Source organism: Hydrogenibacillus schlegelii (genome assembly GCF_001653195.1).
In the GTDB taxonomy this organism is placed as follows: domain Bacteria; phylum Bacillota; class Bacilli; order Thermicanales; family DSM-22653; genus Hydrogenibacillus; species Hydrogenibacillus schlegelii.
The window spans coordinates 183,906-198,985 of the sequence record NZ_JXBB01000012.1 but is presented as its reverse complement, the minus strand read 5'-3'; the positions used below and the strand labels follow the sequence as shown (position 1 = coordinate 198,985).

Sequence of the window (15,080 nt, the reverse complement as noted above, 5' to 3'; positions counted from 1 at the left end):
TCCTCTCCGGCATACGCCCGCATCTTCAAGCGGCGCGGGGCGACGGACGCGAGGCGGCGGCAGAATCCGCCGCCCTTCCCCGTCAGCCGCTCACGGCCCAGACGACGAGGAAGAACAGAAGAATGAGAACGGCGATCAGGTTGTACCGCTGCACCCGGCCGTCGGCCAGACGGGAGGCGAAAAAGCCCAAGCCGCGGACGACGGCAACGACCAGGGCAACGATCCCTTCAAAAAGCCCCCGGTCGACGGCGGCGAGCGCCCGGCCCACGGCCATGGCGCCGCCGCCGATGCCCCGAACGATGAGGGCATCGACGCCGAAGCCCGCCCGAACCGCCCGGGAAAACCCGCCGAACGACGCGCCGTCCGCCGCCGCTTCCGTCCGTCCGATCGCCGCCAGGCGCCGCCGGACCCATGTGGCCCCGAGGAGGAGCCCGAACAGGCCGAGGGCGGTGGACAGCGCGGCGAAAAACGCCGGCGCCTCCGACGGCGGCGGTTCGCCGATCATCCGGGCGAAGGCGCCGAACCGCTCGCTTTCGAGGCCGCCGGCGAAGGCGGCGAAGAGCGCAAGCGCCGCGACGGCGATCGCCATCGTCGCCGGAAGGGGCGGAAGCGGAGCCGGCGTCGGCGTCCGCGCCGGGCTGAAGAAGGCCAGCGTGAGGAGGCGGCCCACGTAGAGCGCCGTGATGAGCGTCGTCCCGAGCAGGATCCCGGCGCCCCCGCTTCCGGCGGTCCAGGACGCGGCGAGGATGCGCTCTTTGGAGAAAAAGCCCGAAAGCGGCGGCAGGCCGACGAGGGCCAGCGCCCCGACGGCAAAAGCGGCCGTCGTAAACGGCATCTTCCGGCCGAGCCCGCCCAGCCGGGTGAGGTCATACGTCCCGGCGGCGTGATACACCGCCCCGGCGCCGAGGAAAAGGAGCGCCTTAAAAAAGGCGTGCGTCGACAGGTGAAACAGCGCCGCGTAGACGCTCCCGACCCCGAGGGCGTGCATCATGAAGCCGAGCTGGCTGACCGTCGAATAGGCGAGCACCCGCTTCATGTCCGTCTGGGCGACGGCGACGACCGCGGCGTACAGGGCCGTCCACGCGCCGACCCCGGCGACGACGGCCTGCGCCACCGGAGACGCCGAAAAAACCGGCTCCATGACCGCGACGAGATAGACGCCGGCGGCGACCATCGTCGCGGCGTGGATGAGGGCGCTCACCGGCGTCGGCCCTTCCATGGCGTCCGGCAGCCAGACGTGGAGCGGAAACTGACCCGACTTCCCCATCGCGCCGAGAAAGAGGAGAAGCGACAGCGCCGTCAAAAGCGGAGGCGAAAGGGCGCCGGTTTCGACGGCCCGAAACAGGTCGTCGAAGCGGAAGCTGCCGACGTGGACGTAAACGATCCAGAGGGCGATGAACAGGCCGATGTCGCCGAAACGCGTCACCAAAAACGCCTTCATCGCCGCCCGCCGGGCGGCCGGCCGATGGACGTCAAAGCCGATCAGAAGAAACGACGCCAGACCGACGAGCTCCCAGAACACATAAAACTGAAGCAAATTGCCGGATAAAACGAGTCCCTGCATCGCCGCCGTAAAGAAGGAAAGATGCTGAAAGTAGACGGCCTGCCGGGGATCGCCCTTCATGTAGCCGAGCGAATACAGATGGACGAAAAAGGCGACGAGGCCGACGAGGACGGCCATCCAGAGGCCGAGGCCGCCGGCCTGAAGGCCGAAGGTGATCCCTCCGCCGGCCGGCGCCAGCCAAAGGAACACCGGCGTCGCCAAAACTTCGCCGCTCCGCAGGAACATCCCGGCGGCCCAGAGCGCCCCGGCGGCCGAGACGAGCGCCCCGAGCGTCGCCACGCCTCCGGCGAGCGCCCCCAGCCGGCGGCCGGCGACGAGGAGAAACCCGAAGGCGACGGCCGGCCCGCCGAAGATTGCCCCGAGCGCCGCTGCTCCGTATGCCGATTCGAACACCTGCGCCACCCTTTCTGGAGCCCGTTCCGCCATCCCGAACGGGCCCCGCTTCAGCCTCTCATATCACTTTCTGCATCCGATCGCCCCCGGGAGCGCGCTCCGAACCCGTCCGGAGCCCGCTCTGCCAGACCACGCCGTTCGAGAACGTCGGGAGCGGCCGGTCAGTGCTTGAGCGTCTCGTGTTCATCGACGTTCGCCGTCGCCTTCAGGCGATAGAGGGCGATGAGGATGGCGAGGCCGACCGCCACCTCCGCCGCTGCGACGGCGAGGATGAAAAGCGCCAGCGCGTGTTCCCGGGCCACGGCCGCCTCATCCGCCGTCAGCCAACCGAACGCCGGGGAGCCGAAGCGGCCGAAGGCGACGAGCACCACGAGCGCCGCCGCCATCATGAGCTCGACCGAAAGCAGCACGATGACCGCGTTCCGGCGGGTGAGCGCCGCGTACAGGCCGAGAGAAAAGAGGAGCCCCGCCAGGAGCACATACTGAGAAAGATGGACGATCACCGGCCTTCCTCCTCCCGGTCCGCTTCCGGCGCCTCTTCCCGGGCGACGGTGACGGCGCCGATGAGGGCCGCGAGCAGCATCACCCCGACGAGCTCAAAGGCGAGGATGAACTCGGGCGAAAACAGCGCTTCCCCGATCGCCCCGATGCTGACCACCGGCGGGCCCCCGGCGCCGTCCGGTTCAAGGGGCGATCGAAGCAGAAGGTAAAAGAGGAACAAAAACCCGCCGGCGGCGACGATCCCCGCCAGCCCCCGCTGCACCGCCCCCCGGGCCGTCTGCACGTCGACCGCATCGTGCCGGGTCAGCATGATGCCGAAGACGGCGAGCACCGTCACCGCGCCGGTGTAGACGATGATCTGCATCACGCCGAGGAATTCGGCGCCAAGGAGAAAAAACACTCCGGCCACGCTCAAAAACGAAAGCGCCACGGCCAGCGCCATGTGGAGCACCCGTCTGAGGGAAAGCATCATCACCCCCCCGAACAGGGCCAGCGCGGCCACGGTCAGGAAGACGACGACGTTGCTTTCCATGGAAGATTCAGCTCCCGGATGTTCGTGTTGTTCGCTTCCAGCCACCGCATGTCTTTGTGGAGCGCATCGCGGCGGTATTCGGCGAGCTCGACGTTCGACGTCATGACGATCGCTTCCGTCGGGCAGACCTCCGTGCACAAATCACAGAGAATGCAAATTTCAAAATTAATGTCGAACACCTCGAGCTCTTTCTTCTTTTGCTTCGGATCGGCCTTCGGCTTTTCCTGGATCGTGATGCACTGGGTCGGGCAGATGTGAGCACACTGATAACAAACAATGCATTTATCCACGTAAAGTTTCTGAATCCCCCGGAACCGGTTGGGAAGCTCGTACGGCTCGTCGGGGTATTTCGTCGTGACCTTCGGCTTCCACATCTCTTTAAACGTCACGCCGAGGCCCTTCAAAAGACCGGTGCCGACCACGGCCGTTCCTCCTTTCTCCGCCGGCCATAAGACGCCGGCTTTCAGGCGCCGGCCCTCAGACGACGCCGGCCGTCTTCAACGCCGCCGTGAGGACGATGTTCACGAGGGCCAGCGGCATGAGCCCCTTCCAGGCAAACGTCATCAGCTGATCGACCCGCACCCGCGGAAAGGTCGCCTGCAGCCAGAACGGGAAGTACGCGAATAAAAGCGTCTTCAGCGCCATCCAGACGCCGCCCGGGATGAACGAAAGCGCCGGATGGGGCGGGAGCCAACCGCCGAAGTAGAGCAGGGAAATGAGCGCGCCCATCGCGAAGAGGTACACGTACTCGGCGAGCATGAAAAACGCGAAGCGAAAACCGGAGTATTCGACGTGATAGCCGGCAATGAGCTCCGATTCGGCTTCCGTCAGGTCAAAGGGCGTCCGGTTGAGCTCGGCGAGGGCCGCGATGAGGAAGACGAGAAAACCGATGAACTGCGGCACGACGTTCCAGACGGTCTCCTGCGAGGCGACGATCGCCGTGAGGTTGAGGCTCCCGGCCTGCATGACGACGCCGAGGGCGGCCAGAACCAGCGGGATCTCGTAGGCGATCATCATCGCCACCGCCCGCATCGCACCGATGAGCGACCACTTGTTGTTCGACGCCCAGCCGCCCATGAGGATGCCCAGGGTCGAAAGCGACGCGACGCCGATGTAAAAGAGCAGCCCGACGCCGATGTCGGAAAAGGCGATCCGGTCCGTAAGCGGCAGAACGGCAAAGACGACAAACGCCGGCGCGAAGGCGACGATCGGTGCGAGAAGAAAGAGCGGTCGATCGACGTGGCTCGGAATGAAGCTTTCCTTGGTGAGGAGTTTCAGCACGTCGGCGATCGTCTGCAGAAGGCCGTACGGGCCGACGCGGTTCGGCCCGACGCGGCTTTGCATCCAGCCGAGGAGCTTCCGCTGGATGTAAATCGCATAGGTGACGAGAAACAGCACGACGTTCAAGAGCCCGAAGATGAGAAGCGCCATCCCGGCAAACCGCCCGAGCGTGAGCGGCTCATACAGCCAATCTCGCACCTTATGCGTCGACCTCCCCGAGGACGATGTCGATGGAGCCGAGGATGGCGACCATGTTGGCGATGTTTTGCCCGACGAGAAGCTTCGGGAGAAGCTGGAGGTTCACAAACGATGGCCGCCGGAAGTGAATCCGGTACGGCTGCGGTTTCCCCTCGCTCACGATGGCGACGCCGAGCTCCCCCCGGGGCGACTCGACGCTCGTGTACACCTCCCCCGCCGGCGGCCGGATGAGCTTCGGCATCCTGGCCATGATCTCGCCGCCGGACGGAAACTGCCGCACCGCCTGCTTGACGATCCGCCGGGACTGCTCCATCTCTTCCATCCGGAGCAGATAACGCGCCCACAGATCGCCCTCGGTCCGAACCGGCACCTCAAACTCGAACCGGTCGTAGATCGAATACGGCTTCGCCTTCCGAACGTCGTACGCCACCCCCGTCGAGCGGAGGTTCACCCCGGTGAGACCGTAGGCGATCGCCGTCTCCTGGTCGTACCGGCCGACCCCCTGAAGGCGCGCCTGGACGATCTCGTTCCCGGTGACGAGGGCGTGGAAGTCTTCGAGCGCCCGCTCGAAGTCGTCGACGAAGCGCTCCACCCGGCCGAGCCAGCCGTCGTCCGGCACGTCCCACTTTACGCCGCCGATCCGCATGTAGCTGTACGTCATTCGGGCGCCGGAGAGCTCCGCCAGGAGGGTGAGGATCTTCTCCCGCTCCCGGAAGGCGTAGAGAAACGGCGTGAGGGCCCCGATGTCGAGCAGATACGTCCCGAACCAGACGAGGTGGCTGGCGATGCGGTTCAGTTCCATCGCGATGACCCGGAGGTACTCCGCCCGCTCGGGGATCTCGAGCCCCATGAGCGTCTCGACGGCGTGGACGAGGGCGTAGTTGCCGATCATCGCCGAAAGGTAGTCCATCCGGTCGGTGTAGGGGATGATCTGCGTGTAGGTGAGGTCCTCGGCGAGCTTTTCCGTCCCCCGGTGGAGATAGCCGATGACCGGCGTCGCCTCGACGATCGTCTCGCCGTCGAGCTTCAGGATCACCCGGAAAACGCCGTGGGTCGACGGGTGCTGGGGCCCGACGTTCAGGATCATCTCTTCCGTCCGGAGCGTCACCGTCATCCCCCCTCGTCGTAGGGCGCGTAATCTTTGAGCATCGGATGGCCGACCCAGTCGTCGGGGAGGAGAATCCGCCGGAGGTTCGGGTGCCCCTCGAAGCGGATGCCGAAGAGGTCGTACGCTTCCCGCTCGTGCCAGTCCGCCGTCGGGTAGAGCGGGACGAGGGAGGGCACGCTCCCGCCGGGCCGGTCGGTCTTCACCCGCAGGCCGAGCATCCGGCCGGTCCGGTGGGACTGAAGCACGTAAAGCACCTCCAGGTGCGTCTTTCGGTCGACGGCGTGGAGGTCGTTCAAAAAATCCATCCCGTAATCCGGCGCCTCTTTCAGCCAGCGGACGACGTCGACGAGCCGTTCCCGGGGCACGGTGAGGACGGGAAGCTCGGGCTGATGCGGTGGCAGGGTCGTCTCTTCGACAACGCCCGCGCCGAAGGCGTCTTGGAGCCGATCGACGAGTTCGGAGAGGGACGCCGTGTCATACGGCCGAATCGGCGGCACGGAGCGGGCGTTCATCGTCCTTCACCCGCCTTCCCGTTCGGGCCTCGGTGCGGATTTTCGCCTGCAGCTTCTGGATCCCGTAGATGAGGGCGACCGGCGTCGGCGGGCAGCCGGGAATGTAGACGTCGACCGGGACGATCTGGTCGACGCCCTTGACGACGCTGTACGAGCGGACGTACGGCCCGCCGGCGGTGGCGCAGCTCCCCATGGCGATCACCCACCGGGGCTCCGCCATCTGGTCGTACAGGCGCCTTAAAATCGGCGCCATCTTCTTCGTCACCGTGCCGGAGACGATCATCACGTCCGCCTGCCGGGGCGACGCCCGGAAGAAGACGCCGAAGCGGTCGGCGTCGTAGTGGCTGCCGCTCGTGCCCATCATCTCGATGGCGCAGCAGGCGAGGCCGAAGGTGAGCGGCCAGAGGGAGTTCGACCGGGCCCACGCCTTGAGCTCCTCGAGGCGGGAGAAAAGCACATTCCGCTTCAAAAGCTCCGCCTCCTCCGCCGCCACGCCCTCGAGGCCGAGGTCGATCGCCTCCGGCCGGAGGCCGACGGTCATTTCCATTCGAGGACCCCCTTTCGCCAGGCGTAGACGAGACCGAAAACGAGCAGGAAGAGGAAGACGGCCATCTCGGCGACGGCAAACCATCCGAGGCGGTCGTAGACGACGGCCCACGGGTAGAGAAAGAGCGTCTCCACGTCGAAGAGGACAAAAAGAAGCGCAAACAGGTAATACTTCACCCGGAAGCGGACCCAGCTCGTGCCGAGGGGCTGGGTGCCGCTTTCGTACGTCTCGCCTTTTTCCCGGTAGAAATGGTGCGGCCGAAGGAGCCGGCTCATGGTGAAGGCGACGACCGGGAGCGCCACCGCCAGGACGAGGAAGACGGCGATGAAGATCAGGCTGTTCGTGTACGCGACCGCCGCCGGCATCAGGTGCCGCCCCCTTCGCCGTTCCGACGGACCCGGAGGGCGGCCTCCCGTCCGGCGATTTTTTCCAGTCGGCGGGCGTGCCGGCCGCCTTCAAAGGGCGTGGCGAGCCAGACCCGCACGATCTCCCGGGCGAGCTCCGGGCCGATGATCCGGCCGCCCAGCGTGAGGACGTTCGCGTCGTTGTGCGCCCGGGACATGCGGGCCGAATACAGGTCGTGGGCGAGGGCCGCCCGGATGCCCGGCACTTTGTTCGCGGCGATCATCATGCCGATCCCGGTGCCGCAGATGAGGATGCCGCGGTCCGCCACCCCGCGAGCGACTCGATCCGCGACGGGGAAGGCGAAATCCGGGTAGTCCACGGACGCTCCCGCGCCGCACGAAAGGCAGCCGACGTCGTCGACCGCATGGCCGAGTTCACCGGCGATGAACGCTTTGAGGACCTCTTTGAGTTCGACGCCGCCGTGATCGGCGCCGATGGCGACGCGCATCCGCCTTCCCCCCTTTCGGCGTGATGTCCCTCATTATAGCGCTTTTTTGGCGGAATTGTACAAATCATTTGTTAAAGAATCTTGAACTTTTTCGTCTTGCTTGAAAGCTTTGTGCGTTCCTTCACGACCGGCGATCCGCCGCCGAAGCCAAAAAAACCGCCCGGCCGCCGGGCCGGGCGATCGGGGGGCCCGAATCGTTTGTGCCAAAAAGCGCGATCCGGGAATGCCCCTAAAAGAGCGTCATCTGGTTCGTCTCGGGCAGGCGGGCGAAGGCGCCCAGCGCTCGAAGGGCGTCGACGACCGCCTTCGACACCCGCGTCCGGGCGTGGAAGTCTTCGACGGAGAGAAACGGCCCGTCTTCCCGGGCCCGGACGATGCTCTCCGCCGCCGCTTCGCCGAGACCGTCGACGGCGATAAACGGCACGAGGAGCCCGTCGCCCTCCGGAATAAAGCGAAACGCGTCGGACCGCTCGAGGTCGAGCGGAAGGAAACGAAAGCCCCGCCGGAGCATTTCGTACGCCACCTCGAGAACGGTGAGCAGGTTTTTCTCCTTCGCCGACGCTTCCGTCCCTTTTTGCAAGAGCTCGGCGATCTTCTCCCGGACGGCCGCCTCCCCGGCAAGGACGAGGGCGAGGTCGAATTCGTCGGCCCGGATGGAAAAATACGTCGCGTAAAAGGCGAGCGGGTGGTAGACCTTGAAGTAGGCGATCCGGACGGCCATGAGGACGTAGGCGACGGCGTGCGCCTTCGGGAACATGTACTTGATCTTCTGGCACGAGTCGATGTACCACGCCGGCACGCCGTGGGCCCGCATCGCCTCCTGGTCGTCCGGCGGGACGCCCTTCCCTTTCCGGACGCTTTCCATGACGCGAAACGCCTGCTGCGGCTCGAGCCCCTTCCCGATGAGGTAGAGCATGATGTCGTCGCGGCAGCCGATGACGTCCTTGAGCTCGGCGACGCCGCTTCGGATGAGCTCCTGGGCGTTCCCGACCCAGACGTCGGTGCCGTGGGAGAGGCCCGAGATCTGAACGAGCTCGGCAAACGTCGTCGGCCGCGTTTCTTCGAGCATCCCCCGGACGAAGCGGGTGCCGAACTCCGGAAGCCCGAGGGTGCCGACCCGGACGTCGATCGCCTCGAGGCCGACGTCCGGCCCGAGGGGCTCGGTGCCGCTGAAAAGCGCCATCACCGTCGGATCGGTCGGCGGCACCGTCCGCGGGTCGATCCCGGTCAGGTCGTAGAGCATGCGGAGGACCGTCGGGTCGTCGTGGCCGAGAAGGTCGAGCTTCAAAAGCCGGTCCGAGAGGGCGTGGTAGTCGAAGTGGGTCGTGATCGTCTCCGACGCCGGGTCGTCCGCCGGCCGCTGAAGCGGCGTAAAGCGGTGGACGTCTTCTCCCCGGGGCACGACGATGAGCCCGCCGGGGTGCTGCCCCGTCGTCCGCTTGACGCCGGCCGTCCCCCGGGCGAGCCAGTCGATCTCCGCCTTGCGGCGGGTTTCGCCCCGCTCTTCCAGGTATTTTCGGACGAAACCGTAGGCGGTCTTTTCCGCCACCGTCGAGATCGTGCCGGCGCGAAAGACGTTCGTCCGGCCGAGGATCGCCTCCGCGTGCCGGTGGGCCTCCGCCTGGTATTCGCCGGAAAAGTTGAGGTCGATGTCCGGCACCTTGTCGCCTTTGAAGCCCATAAACGTTTCAAAGGGGATGTCGTGGCCGTCCCGGTGAAGCGGCGTCCCGCAGACGGGGCACGCCTGCTCCGGCAGGTCGTAGCCGTCTTTGACCGATCCGTCTTCGACGAAGGCGCTGTAGTGGCAGCTCGGGCAGACGTAATGGGGCGGGAGAGGATTGACCTCGGTGATGCCGAGCATCGTCGCGACGAGGGACGAGCCGACGGAGCCGCGGGAGCCGACGAGGTACCCGTCTTCGAGGGATTTTTTCACGAGCTTTTGCGCGATGAGGTAGACGACGGCGAAGCCGCCGTCGATGATGCTCCGAAGCTCCCGCTCGAGCCGCTCGGCGACGATCGCCGGAAGCGGATCGCCGTAGACGGCCCGCGCCCGCTCGGTGGCGAGGCGGCGGATTTCGTCTTCGGCGCCGTCGATCACCGGCGTAAAGAGGCCGTCGGGAAAGGGCTTCATCGACGGAATGGCTTCGGCGATGGCGGTCGGTTGGTGGATGACGATCTCCTCCGCCTTCTCCCGGCCGAGGAAGGCGAACGCCTCGAGCATCTCTTCCGTCGTCCGGTACGGCTGCGGCCGGATGCGATTCGGGTCCCGGGTCCGGGGGCCGTTCTGGTTGGCGAGGAGGATGCGCCGGAAGACGACGTCTTCCGGGTCGAGGTGATGGACGTTGCCGGTGGCGACGACCGGCTTTCCGGCGACCTCGGCGGCGGCGATGAGGCGCTCGATCGTCTGGCGGATGATGGGAAGCGCCTCGGCTTCGGAAAGGTCCATCCGGGCGAGGTAGAAGTCCGGCGGCATGACCTCGACGACGTCGTAGAAGCTCATCCGGCGGAGGAGGCTGTCGAAGTCCTCGTTCATCGCCGCGTCGAACAGTTCTCCTTCGTCGCAGCCGCTCCCGACGAGGAGGCCCTCCCGGTGCGCTTCGAGGTCCCGCTTGGTGATCCGGGGGACGCGGTGAAACGTCTCGAGGTGGGACTTCGTCACCAGCCGGTAGAGGTTCTGAAGGCCCGCTTCGCTCGTCGCCCAGAGGGTGGCGTGCTTCGGCCGGACCTTGGCGTACGCCTCCGGGTCTTTTTCCGCCGCCAGCGCGCCCTGGGTGGTGATGCCGCGGCCGGCAAGCTCCTGGAGGAGCTTGAGGAAGATCTCCGCCGTCGCTCGGGCGTCGTCGACGGCCCGGTGGTGCCGCTCGAGGGCGACGCCGAAGTGCTCGGCGAGGGTGTCGAGGCGGTGGTTTTTCAAATCCGGCAAAAGGAGCCGCGCCAGCCCCAGGGTGTCGATCGCCGGCCCGGAAAACGGAGGAAGTCCCGCCCGCTTCAGGCCGGCCCGCAAAAAGCCGAGGTCGAAGCGGGCGTTGTGGGCGACGAGGGTCGCCCCGTCGATGAAGGCGCGAAACCGCGCCAGCGCCTCCTCCGGCGTCGGCGCCCCCCGGAGCATGGCGTCGGTGATGCCGGTGAGCTCGACGATCTTCGCCGGAAGCGGTCGGCCGGGATCGACAAAGGTGTGGAACGCCCCGACCTCCCGGCCGCCTTCAATCTTCACGGCGCCGATCTCGATGATCGTATCCCGCTCGCTGGACAGCCCCGTCGTCTCCACGTCGAAGACGACGTACGCGTCGTCCGCAAGGCGCCGCTTTGGGTCCGGGTCGAAGACGATCTCCGTCTCGTCGTCGACAAGGTACGCTTCGAGGCCGTAGAGGATCTTGACGCCGTATTGTTCCCCGGCCGCGTACGCCTCCGGATAGGCCTGCACGACGCCGTGATCGGTGATCGCCACGGCGGCGTGGCCGTATTCCGCCGCCCGTCGGACGGCCGCCGCCACCGGAAGCGGCGCGTCCATGGTGCTCATCGCCGTGTGGAGGTGAAGCTCGACGCGCTTTTTCGGCGCCCGATCTTCCCGCCGCCGGTCGGGAAGCCGAACGACATCGTCCGCCGTGAGGACGAGATCGCGCTCGTACGGATCGAAGGCGACGCGGCCGCGGAAGCGGGCCCGGACGCCTTCCTGAAGCGCCGCCGCCCGGACGGCGTCGTCGCCTTTCCGAAGAAAGAGCTTCACCGCCAAGGCGCTCTCGCCGTCGGCGATCTTGAGGAGGAGGACGGCCCCCGTCCGAGTCGGCCGTTCTTCCCGGGCAAAGACGACGCCTTCGACGGCGACGTCCTCCCCTTCGGCGACGCTTCGGAGGGCGACCGGCCGGGCGGCGATCGGCCGGCCGAAGAGAACCGTCTCCGCCGCCTCCGTCCCTTCGGCGGCCGCTTCGGCGGCGCCGTTTCCGTTCTGCCGTGGGCCGGCGGGGGGCCGGCCTTCGCCGTCGGACGGAGACGCCCGCTCTACGACGGAGGCAAGCGCGGCCTCTTCGGCGGCGGCCAGGCGCTCCCGCCGGGCGGCGGCCCGGACGGCATCGTCCGGCGCCGGCAGGACGGCGACTTCCGGCGTCCGGCCAACGTATTGGGCGAAAAAGCGCCGGAGGGTCTTTAAGGCGCCGTTTTGGAAGGCCGGAACCGCCGCCGGCTCGACGTACAGCACGGCCCGCCCGTCGTCGGTCGCCTCGAAGGCGACGTCGACGATGGCGGCGGCGAGGAGCGGGTGCCGCGCCGCAAGGTAGCCGAGGAGGGCGTCCCCGTACCCCCGGGCGACGGCCGGAAAGGGCGGCGGCGGCTCGATGCGCACCCAAAGCTCGACGTCCGCCACGTCCCGGAAGGCGGCCCCGAGCGCCGCTTCCCAGGCGATGAGGGGCGCGGCCGGGAGCAGGGCCGGCGCGGCGATCCGGATGATCCACCGCCGGGCGTCGGGGTAGACGACCAGCCGCTCGAGCCGGGCGGCCTGGAGCGCCTCGGACAGCTTGTCCTCCGGCGGCACGCGCGCCATCAGTCCGCCCAAGGCGGGGTCGATCACGCCCTTCACCTCCCGTTTCTCGTGCTCCGGTCCGACCGCCGGCGGTTCGACCGCCTTCTCGGCGGGACCGGGCGGTCGGGGTCGGCATCCGCCTTCACGCGAGTTCGGAGCGCACCGCGCGGATCGTCTCGAGGGCCTCCGGCAGGGGGACCCGACGTTTTTCTTTTGTCCGGCGGATTTTGAGCTCGATCTCGCCGTCCTTGACGCCGCTTCCGACGATCACCTGGAGCGGGATGCCGATGAGGTCGGCGTCCTTGAACTTCACCCCGGCCCGCTCCGGCCGGTCGTCGTAGAGGACGTCGAGGCCGCCCGAGGTGAGGGCATCGTACAGCCCCTCCGCCACCGTCAGCTGATCGGCGTCGGCGGCGTTGACGACGAGGAGGTGGAGGTCGAACGGGGCGAGGGCCGGCGGCCAGATGATGCCGTCTTCGTCGTGGGACTGTTCGACGGCGGCCTGGATCACCCGGGAGACGCCGATGCCGTAACTCCCCATGAGCATCTCCCGCTGCCGGCCGTCTTCGTCGAGGTAGACGGCCCCGAGCGCCGCCGAGTATTTCGTGCCGAGCTTGAAGACGTGGCCGACCTCAATCCCCCGGGCGAAGGCGAGCGGCGCGCCGCAGCGGGGGCAGGCGTCCCCTTCCTGAGCGACCCGGAAGTCCCCGTACGCCTCCACCTGAAAATCTCGGCCGGGGTTGACGCCGACGTAGTGCCAGTCGTCTTCGTTGGCGCCGGTGGAGGCGTTCCGGAGGTGCCGGACGGCATGGTCGGCGAGGATGCGGACGTCCCGGGCGCCGATCGGGCCGACGAAGCCGGGGCCGGCGCCGAAGAGCCGCCGGATCGTCGCCTCGTCGGCCATCTCGAGGAACCGGGCGCCGAGGAAGTTTTTCACCTTGACCTCATTCACCTGGTGATCGCCCCGGACGAGGACGACGACCGGAGCGCCGTCGGCGAGGTAGACGACGTTTTTGATGATCTTCTCGAGGGGAAGGCCGAGGATCGCCGCCTGTTCGGCGACGGTCCGGATCCCCGGCGTCCTCGCCCGTTCGAGGGGCCGCACGGGCTCATCCGGCGCCGAAGCCGGATCCGGCGGCGGCACTTCCGCCCGTTCGACGTTGGCGGCGTAGTCGCACGCCGTGCAATAGGCGATCGTGTCTTCGCCGACGTCGGCGAGGACCATGAACTCGTGGTTGTACGAGCCGCCGATGGCGCCGGCGTCCGCCTCGACCGCCCGGAACTTGAGGCCCATCCGCTCGAAGATGCGGACGTACGCCCGGTACATCGCCCGGTAGCTCGCCTCGAGCCCCGCCTCGTCCCGGTCGAACGAGTAGGCGTCCTTCATGATGAACTCCCGGCCCCGAAGGAGGCCGAAGCGGGGCCGGTACTCATCCCGAAACTTCGTCTGAATCTGGTACAGGATGAGGGGGAGCCGGCGGTACGACTTCACCTCGTCCCGGACGAGGGCGGTGATGACCTCTTCGTGGGTGGGGCCGAGGGCAAACGGCCGTTCGTGCCGGTCGACGAGCCGCATCATGAGGGGACCGTAGTCGTCCCAGCGGCCGGTCGCCTGCCAGAGCTCCGCCGGCTGGAGCGCCGGCATGAGGATTTCCTGCCCGCCGGCGGCGTCCATCTCCTCCCGGATGATCGCCATCGCCTTTTTGAGCACCCGCCAGGCGAGGGGGAGGTAGGTGTAGACGCCGGAGGCGACCTGCCGTATGTATCCGGCCCGGAGAAGGAGGCGGTGGCTCGCCACCTCCGCCTCCGCCGGCACGTCCCGCATCGTCGGAATGAACGCCCGCGACTGACGCATCGCTTCGCCTCACTTTCCGCGTGGTTCGCCGCCGGAGGTCCCGGAAGGCACCAAAGCGGCTCCGTCCGCGCCGCCTCCGGCGCCTTCGAAGGCGCCGCCGGCCTGAAGCGCATAGCCATCCGGCGCGGCAGGGCCGGACCCCGCTTCCCGGGCCTCGGCTTCCCGCTCCATCTGTTCGAGTTCGGCCATGAGGGCGTCGAACAGCTCTTCTTCTTTGACCTTGCGGATGATCTTCCCGCCCCGGAAGAGGAGCCCTTCGCCGCGGCCGCCGGCGACGCCGATGTCCGCCTCCCGGGCCTCCCCGGGACCGTTCACCGCGCAGCCCATGACGGCGATCTTCCACGGCCGCTTCTTCGTCGCCACCGCCTGCTCGATCCTTTCGGCGAGGCCGATGACGTCGATCGCCACCCGGCCGCACGTCGGGCAGGCGACGACGACCGGCTCCGAGGCGGCGAGGTTGAGGCTCTTTAAGATCTGCTTCGCGACCTTGATCTCTTCCACCGGATCGGCGGCGAGCGACACCCGGATCGTATCGCCAAGACCTAAGGCGAGCACCGTCCCGATGCCGACGGCCGATTTGATGGCGCCGCTCCAGGCGGTTCCCGCCTCCGTCACGCCGACGTGGAGCGGGTACGGCCGCACCTCGGCCATCTTCCGATACGCCGCGATCATCGTCGGGACGTCGGTTGACTTGAGCGAGACGACGATGTCGGTGAACTCGAGGTCTTCGAGGATCTCAATGTGGCCGAGGGCGCTTTCCACGAGGGCATCGGCGGTCGGCGAGCCGTATTTTTCCAGAAGGGGCCGCTCGACGGAGCCGGAGTTGACGCCGATCCGGATCGGCACGCCGCGCTCTTTGGCCGCCCGAACGACCGCTTTCACCCGCTCCCGGGAGCCGATGTTCCCCGGGTTGATCCGCACCTTGTCGACGCCGGCATCGATCGCCTTCAAAGCCAGCCGGTAGTCGAAGTGGATGTCGGCGACGATCGGAAGCGGCGAGCGGCGCTTGATCTCCCGAAGGGCCTCCGCCGCCCGTTCGTCGACGACGGCGAGGCGGACGATCTGGCAGCCGGCCGCATGGAGCGCCTCGATTTGCCGGAGCGTCCCGTCGACGTCCCGGGTGTCGGTCGTCGTCATCGACTGGATGACGACCGACGGCTGGCCGCCGATCTGAACCCGTCCGACCCGGACGGGCTTCGTCTGTTCGCGGGTGTACACGC

Annotated in this window: 12 protein-coding genes and 1 pseudogene; all 13 read right to left on the bottom strand. The window is 67.5% G+C overall.

Features of this window, described 5'->3' with window-relative positions; all coding sequences use genetic code 11:
• Nucleotides 1-82: 82 nt before the first annotated feature.
• On the bottom strand, nt 83-1,957 hold the full coding sequence (locus tag SA87_RS05230; protein ID WP_066442273.1) for an NADH-quinone oxidoreductase subunit 5 family protein: 1,875 nt from the start codon (nt 1,955-1,957) through the stop codon (nt 83-85).
• A 161-nt stretch (nt 1,958-2,118) separates the two neighbouring features.
• Nucleotides 2,119-2,460: an NADH-quinone oxidoreductase subunit NuoK gene (nuoK, locus tag SA87_RS05225; protein ID WP_066200133.1), complete on the bottom strand. Its 342-nt coding sequence runs from the start codon at nt 2,458-2,460 to the stop codon at nt 2,119-2,121.
• A complete protein-coding gene (locus SA87_RS05220; protein ID WP_066200130.1) occupies nt 2,457-2,990 on the bottom strand; it encodes an NADH-quinone oxidoreductase subunit J in 534 nt (177 codons plus the stop codon). Before SA87_RS05220 ends, nuoK begins: the two co-directional genes overlap by 4 nt.
• Entirely contained in the window at nt 2,963-3,412 is a 450-nt protein-coding gene (gene nuoI / locus SA87_RS05215; protein ID WP_066200127.1) for an NADH-quinone oxidoreductase subunit NuoI, read from the bottom strand. Before nuoI ends, SA87_RS05220 begins: the two co-directional genes overlap by 28 nt.
• Before the next feature lie 55 nt (nt 3,413-3,467).
• Complete coding sequence (nuoH, locus tag SA87_RS05210; protein WP_066200318.1) at nt 3,468-4,421, bottom strand: NADH-quinone oxidoreductase subunit NuoH; 954 nt, start codon at nt 4,419-4,421, stop codon at nt 3,468-3,470.
• 49 nt (nt 4,422-4,470) lie between these two features.
• Nucleotides 4,471-5,583: an NADH-quinone oxidoreductase subunit D gene (locus SA87_RS05205; RefSeq protein WP_066200121.1), complete on the bottom strand. Its 1,113-nt coding sequence runs from the start codon at nt 5,581-5,583 to the stop codon at nt 4,471-4,473.
• Nucleotides 5,580-6,089 carry an NADH-quinone oxidoreductase subunit C gene (locus SA87_RS05200; protein ID WP_066200116.1) on the bottom strand — a complete coding sequence of 170 codons (510 nt, stop codon included), beginning with the start codon at nt 6,087-6,089 and terminating at the stop codon, nt 5,580-5,582. The genes SA87_RS05205 and SA87_RS05200 overlap by 4 nt, the downstream gene beginning before the upstream one ends.
• Nucleotides 6,052-6,630 carry a NuoB/complex I 20 kDa subunit family protein gene (locus tag SA87_RS05195; RefSeq protein ID WP_211264165.1) on the bottom strand — a complete coding sequence of 193 codons (579 nt, stop codon included), beginning with the start codon at nt 6,628-6,630 and terminating at the stop codon, nt 6,052-6,054. The genes SA87_RS05200 and SA87_RS05195 overlap by 38 nt, the downstream gene beginning before the upstream one ends.
• Nucleotides 6,627-7,001 (bottom strand): NADH-quinone oxidoreductase subunit A, encoded by a 375-nt coding sequence (locus SA87_RS05190; protein WP_066200113.1) that lies wholly within the window; start codon nt 6,999-7,001, stop codon nt 6,627-6,629. Before SA87_RS05190 ends, SA87_RS05195 begins: the two co-directional genes overlap by 4 nt.
• Nucleotides 7,001-7,489: a ribose 5-phosphate isomerase B gene (gene rpiB / locus SA87_RS05185; protein WP_066200112.1), complete on the bottom strand. Its 489-nt coding sequence runs from the start codon at nt 7,487-7,489 to the stop codon at nt 7,001-7,003. Before rpiB ends, SA87_RS05190 begins: the two co-directional genes overlap by 1 nt.
• A 229-nt stretch (nt 7,490-7,718) precedes the next feature.
• Entirely contained in the window at nt 7,719-12,062 is a 4,344-nt protein-coding gene (locus SA87_RS05180; protein WP_156516499.1) for a PolC-type DNA polymerase III, read from the bottom strand.
• Nucleotides 12,063-12,147: 85 nt separating this feature from the next.
• Nucleotides 12,148-13,860: a proline--tRNA ligase gene (locus SA87_RS05175; RefSeq protein ID WP_066200110.1), complete on the bottom strand. Its 1,713-nt coding sequence runs from the start codon at nt 13,858-13,860 to the stop codon at nt 12,148-12,150.
• A gap of 138 nt (nt 13,861-13,998) precedes the next feature.
• Nucleotides 13,999-15,078 (bottom strand): annotated as a pseudogene (gene ispG / locus SA87_RS05170) (flavodoxin-dependent (E)-4-hydroxy-3-methylbut-2-enyl-diphosphate synthase); the annotation flags it as partial.
• Between the last annotated feature and the right edge of the window lie 2 nt (nt 15,079-15,080).